The sequence below is a fragment of the Okeania sp. SIO2B9 genome (genome assembly GCF_010672505.1).
GTDB lineage: Bacteria > Cyanobacteriota > Cyanobacteriia > Cyanobacteriales > Microcoleaceae > Okeania > Okeania hirsuta.
Genome location: NZ_JAAHGK010001788.1, coordinates 1 through 1,085 on the forward strand (window position 1 = coordinate 1; position 1,085 = coordinate 1,085).

The following is a 1,085-nucleotide window of genomic DNA, read 5'->3' on the forward strand; positions in this document are numbered from 1 at the left end:
GATGGTGCTAGGCCTACTTGATTTTAAACATTTAGAGAAAGTTAAATCACCTTTTCAATCTTTGTATAGAAACTTGTTATAATCTAAGAAATAATATAGTTTTTTCAATAAAATGTAAATCTATAACGTGGTTTTTTATCATAAAAAAATGCTGTATTAAGTAGCTCTTCCCTTTTATTTTTCAGAATTTAATACTGTTTTTCATCCTTTAAAATTGCTAATTGCCTATTCCTTATTCCCTTTTTAAGAGGATTTGGTTTCCGCATCTCAAATAAAAACGCTATATCTCTAATTATGTTAGAAATCAGATTAGCTCAAACTCCTGAAGAAAGAGAAAAAAATTTAAATTGTGCTATCAAATCTATGTAGAATAACTAGGATGGTTGAAAAATTGTCCAAACTATGAACCTAACCACGAACAAAAGAAAGTAGAAGACACATTAGACTTATGTGCTAATTTATTTGTAGCTTTTAATAATCATGAATTAGTTGGTACTGCTCGATGCAATTATGCTAAAGATTTAGATTCAGACTATTATATAAAGTTTTATAAGATTAGTGAAACAGTAGGAGATGCAAATGTCTTATCTACATCAATTAGTAGGAGATTTATGGTTAAAAGTTATCTTAGAGGAACGCTAATAGCTTTGAAAATAGTGCAAGCACACTATAAACAACTGTTGTTAGATGAAATCAAATTTAATTTGATAGATAATTTAGCATACTTGGTTCCCTTTTTTGAAAAATTAGGTTATCAAACTATTGGTACAATTGATTCTTCATTTTATGAAAGTAGGGTGCTGATGGTATTAGATATAGTGAATATTGAGCATTTAGAAAAAATCAAATCACCTTTGTATAGAAATTTATTAGAATCTAAGAAAGAATATCAATTCTAAATATTTCGGAAAAAAAATATAGAGACGTTAAATAAAACGCCTCTACAAAGTTTGCTGAATTGGGTGCATTTCATATTTGCAAAAATACTTTTTTTTCCTATATATTCCCTATTCCCTGTTGCCTATTGCCTGTTGCCTAAAAGCGATAAATTTCTGGCTTTATTCTTGCCTTGAGATGCTCCCGCT

1 protein-coding gene is annotated in these 1,085 nt (G+C 28.8%); it reads left to right on the top strand.

All coding sequences use genetic code 11. The annotated features are described in order from the left end of the window. Positions 1-383 precede the first annotated feature (383 nt). Complete coding sequence (locus F6K13_RS34440; protein ID WP_124143594.1) at positions 384-899, top strand: hypothetical protein; 516 nt, start codon at positions 384-386, stop codon at positions 897-899. The last annotated feature ends 186 nt before the right edge of the window (positions 900-1,085 follow it).